The organism is Nostoc cf. edaphicum LEGE 07299 (assembly GCF_015207245.1).
Classification (GTDB): domain Bacteria; phylum Cyanobacteriota; class Cyanobacteriia; order Cyanobacteriales; family Nostocaceae; genus Nostoc; species Nostoc edaphicum_B.
This window is the reverse complement of record NZ_JADEXF010000455.1, coordinates 1-4,450: the sequence shown is the minus strand read 5'-3', so window position 1 is coordinate 4,450 and position 4,450 is coordinate 1. Positions and strand designations below refer to the sequence as shown.

Sequence of the window (4,450 nt, the reverse complement as noted above, 5' to 3'; positions counted from 1 at the left end):
CTTTAATTACCACCTGTTGATTAGATTTGAGGACATTAGCTAAATAAGTAATCCTTCCCCCTTCTCGGTTGCGTCCTAGTTCGCTGATGACTTGATAGCCAAGTTCAGAAAAATCTGGATGGTGATTTAAGGGGATTACCCTTTTATCTCCATTACGCACATCAAGCTCCATTTCTTCATATGTCATACGAGTTTGATTATGTCAAGGCGCAATTAAAAGATTAAGATCCACTCACCCAGATTGTTAGCCCCATTTTTACCTTGCTTGGGCTAATACATATCGGCAGAAAGGCGAAATTATCACCTTTGCGCTAGCCAATCGACAATCTGGGCATTAACAACATCTGGAACCTCATCGTGAGGACAATGACCGGCATTGGGAATGGGAACAATTTTGATATCTTTGCCATTCTCCCGCGCCTTTTCGTAAATCTTGGCCCCGGTAATTGGTGTCCAAGGGTCGTCAGCACCCCAAATTACTAATAAAGGACGTTCTACTTTGGGCAAAAGTTCCTCTGGACTGGGGCCAGGAGGGGCTGTGAGAATCGAGGCGAAAACTTTTTGCGCTCCTGGGTCGCAAGAGGGAGTATAAAGCAAATCAACTAATTCATCGGTGACGGCTTCACGGTTCCGGTAAACTTGGTAGAGGGTGCGGCGAATCTGGGCTTTTTGACGGATGCGGTTATAGACAAATTTACCTGTAATTGGCGATCGCACAAACCGATTAAAAGTTGACATTACAATCCGTAGTGGCGGGTTCAATTCGTGGGGACGATGACTCAAACCACCCGCAGAGTTAATTAAAATACCACCAGCAGCAATTCCTGGATGTTCCACCAGTACTATTAAGCTCAAAAGTGCGCCGATGGAGTTGCCAATAAATACAGCAGGTTCTTGGATGTGTGCTGTGCAGAAATCTTTCAGCAGTTCCACCCAAACTTCCACAGTGTAATCAATGGGTGCTTTATCGGAACCGCCGAAACCTAAAAGGTCTATGGCAAACACTTGGTAGCCAGCATCAGCTAAAACTGGGATATTTTTGCGCCAGTGTCCAATGGAAGCACCAAAGCCGTGAACCAGTACCAAAGGGCGTCCTGTGCCCATGACAGTGTACTGGATTTTGTAACCCTGCCAATTCCAAATGAATTTTTCAAAGGCGTCTTGAGTTGGAAGCTGTTGTGTAGTTACAGTCATTAATAAGATTCATAAAGTGTTTCTTCAAATATATTAATGTTCTCTGACCGAAACAGTGCTGAGTAAAAAAAGCAATAATCACACTCATAACCCCTCACTCTCCACTCGTTAAATGTTAGTTCCATCCACCCCAAGGGATTAATAAGTCAAGGGATACCAAATATCCCTGTGCCTTTTTAGACGAATGGTAGTGTGAGATGAAATACATGAATCAAAGTTACTTCGCTCATATAAGCAAGTTTGTTCTGGCTGCAACCTCTGTAGCAATATTTTCACCAATAGCTTCTGCCTACGCAACTTTAGGATTCTCTACCACCGTCGCCCAAATATCTGATAATTCTACAAGTCAACAACTTTTAGCCGATAAGAAAGTAGAAACAAGGAGCCGTACTACTAATATTGAGCGGCAAACTATCACCACAGAAAGCCGTAATAGTACTGTTTCTGCAAAAGGAAAAAAAACAGGTTTTAGCCTTGCCATTTGGGAAGCATCTGGTAACTTGTCAGAGGTGATTGCTCGCATTTCTGTCAAGAGTAAAGGTAGCAAGGGCTATTTAAAAGAGCGGTTTTTGGGTGATTACAAATACAAGATTAAGCAAAAAGCAAAATTTGCTAAGGGGTTAAAAGCTAGCGATCGCATCGTCGTGCGATTGTATGATCTTGAAAACCGCTTTATTGGCTACAGCGAATTTGAATGTTTGTCTGCAAACACCACAGTTAACCTGGTTTTATCAGCCAAGCCTACACAGTACCAAGTCGTTCGTACTGTTTATGGTGTTGATGCTGACCAAAACGGCACTATTGACGCAGGTACCACCACCTACGACTACTTCACTCAAGTTAGCGGCCAACGTGTTAGTTTCCTAAGCAGTTCCCAAACCTTCCAAGGTAGTCAGTTCCAAGTAGAAGGTTTGTCAAAAATTGCGGGAACCAGCGTTTATCCCACCTCTTTCACTCAGGGTGAGTATGCTTTAGTCCGTCAGTCGTTCGTGAGCGTCTTTAGTTCCGACTTGGCAGAGGCTTTGCAAGCTACTCCTGGCGGCTTGGTGCAGGTGATTGAAGTCAGCGATAACTCAAGCTACGATATCAGCCAAATGCTGATGAATTATCGCCAAGTCGGGATGTCTCGCGCTCTCCAGGTTGGATTTTCTGACGTTTCCACAAACTACTGGGCTAAAGATTTTATTGCCGAATTGGCCTCAATGGAAATTCTCGAAGGTTTTCCTGATGGGACTTTCCGCCCTGATGCACCAGTAACTCGTGCTCAATTTGCGGCAATGCTGCGGAAAGCGTTTACCAAGGGGAAAATTCGTCGAGCGATCGCATTTAAAGATGTCTCAACTCAATATTGGGCTTACAATGCCATCAGCGAAGTTTATCAAATGGGCTTTTTAAACGCTGTTGTTGGCAAAGGTTTCAACCCCAGCCAAAGCCTTTCTCGCCTTGACGTTTTGGTAGCATTAGCGCGGGGATTAAATTATCAAAGCAGTGGTTCCACAGATACAATTTTATCTGTTTACAGCGATGCAACTACTATTCGTAGTGAATATCGCAGTCTGATTGCTGCTCTCACACAACGCGGTATGGTCGTCAACTATCCCAATGCGAACTTGCTAAATGTTGAACGGGTAGCAACCAGGTCTGAAGTATCTGCTTTGCTATACCAAGCCCTATCTAGCACCGGAGAGGTAGCAAACATCTCTTCGCAGTATATTGTTGGACAACAACAAGTTGCAGTTGAGGAGCAGACTGAAACTTCAACGGAGGGCGTAAAACCGCGTCGCCATTGCAACCAAGGAATTGGTAATGGTGCTGAGGGCTGTGACCCAGGCAATTCCAGTCCTCACGGTGGCAGTAACGATGAAGGTGGACGCACACTTGGCAAAAAGTAACACCAATTTTTTTAAGAGACGCGATTAATCGCGTCTCTAGCTTGCTCAACTGTAAAACTAATTTCCTGACCATAGGAAATTTCCAGTGTATGACCATCTGGGTCTCGCAGATAAGCCCAGTAACCAACCGGATGACCCCAGTCATTTGGCCCAGCCAGCAGTATTCCCTCAGCGTGTGCTTCATTGCACAGGCGATCAATTTCCCCACGATTCTGATAAGCTACCCCAAGATGGGATTGTGGTAAGAGTGCGCCTTCTACTTTAGGTACTTTAATTAGGACAATCACAAAAGGTCTAGTCAGGTCACTAATCCAAGCAACATCTGATTGAGTTGCTTGATCAATGCGATGATGCACGACTGTCATCTGAGCATACTTTGCATAAAATGAGATACTTGCATCAACATCACTGACTGCAAGTGCAATGTGAGTAAAACCAAGATCAGACATAAAAAAACTCCGTGGTAGACTTGACCGCACAAATGTAGGTGTTGGTCTTAGTGCTTACTAAGAAAGGTGACACCATTGATAATGAAGGTAGGCGTTATCTTCACAAAATTTATGTTTTTAACTTGGTTAGACAGTAACTCTTGGCTGCTGGAAATCGGCGGGAAACGAATACTAATTGACCCTTGGCTGGTTGGTGCGTTAATTTTCAGCAACTTGGATTGGCTATTTAAAGGGTCGCGATCGCAAAATCGCCCAATCCCAGATAATATTGACCTGATCCTGCTGTCTCAGGGTTTAGAAGACCACGCTCACCCACCAACACTTCAGGTACTCGACCACAGCATCAAAGTTGTAGCCTCTCCCAATGCTGCCAAGGTAGTACAGAAATTAGGTTACACCCAGGTAACAGTATTGCCTCATGATGAAACTTTCACTTTAAATAATCAAGTTGAAATCAAGGCTTTCCCCGGTTCATCCATTGGCCCCACTCTGGTGGAAAATAGTTATCTCCTCAAAGAATTGGAGAGTGGTTTAACTGTATACTATGAGCCTCATGGGGATCATTCTCCACAACTTCAGCCAGCTGCACCCATCGATGTAGTGATTACACCGTTTATTGACATGACGTTGCCTTTGCTTGGGCCGATTATTAAAGGAAACAATAGTGCATTGGAAGTAGTAAAGTCTTTACAGCCTCAAGTAATATTACCGACTGCGGCTGGTGGAGATGTGGCGTTTGAGGGATTGCTGATGAAACTCATTCAGACTAAAGGAAGTGCTGAAGAATTCCGTTCGTTACTAGAGAAAAACAATTTAGTGACGCGGGTACTTGAGCCAAAAACAGGCGATCGCTTTGAACTACCCTTAGAAAAACGAGCATTAGCAATCTAAGTTGCACCTAGCCCTAGCGATTAC

General features: G+C 44.2%; 4 protein-coding genes and 1 pseudogene. 2 read left to right on the top strand and 3 right to left on the bottom strand.

Going from position 1 to position 4,450, the window contains the following annotated elements:
- A pseudogene (locus tag IQ229_RS14665) lies at positions 1 to 172 on the bottom strand (serine/threonine protein kinase); the annotation flags it as partial.
- A gap of 128 nt (positions 173 to 300) precedes the next feature.
- A complete protein-coding gene (locus IQ229_RS14660; protein WP_194044847.1) occupies positions 301 to 1,194 on the bottom strand; it encodes an alpha/beta fold hydrolase in 894 nt (297 codons plus the stop codon).
- A gap of 206 nt (positions 1,195 to 1,400) precedes the next feature.
- Between IQ229_RS14660 and IQ229_RS14655 the strand changes: the two genes are divergently transcribed.
- The gene (locus tag IQ229_RS14655; RefSeq protein WP_194044845.1) at positions 1,401 to 3,086 is read left to right on the top strand and encodes an S-layer homology domain-containing protein; all 1,686 of its coding nucleotides are present in this window, start codon (positions 1,401 to 1,403) and stop codon (positions 3,084 to 3,086) included.
- An 11-nt stretch (positions 3,087 to 3,097) separates the two neighbouring features.
- On the opposite strand, the gene IQ229_RS14650 is transcribed toward IQ229_RS14655, so the two are convergent.
- The gene (locus IQ229_RS14650) at positions 3,098 to 3,535 is read right to left on the bottom strand and encodes a VOC family protein (RefSeq protein ID WP_194044843.1); all 438 of its coding nucleotides are present in this window, start codon (positions 3,533 to 3,535) and stop codon (positions 3,098 to 3,100) included.
- 111 nt (positions 3,536 to 3,646) lie between these two features.
- Here IQ229_RS14650 and IQ229_RS14645 point away from each other — a divergent pair, with 111 nt between their 5' ends.
- On the top strand, positions 3,647 to 4,426 hold the full coding sequence (locus IQ229_RS14645; protein ID WP_194044841.1) for an MBL fold metallo-hydrolase: 780 nt from the start codon (positions 3,647 to 3,649) through the stop codon (positions 4,424 to 4,426).
- The last annotated feature ends 24 nt before the right edge of the window (positions 4,427 to 4,450 follow it).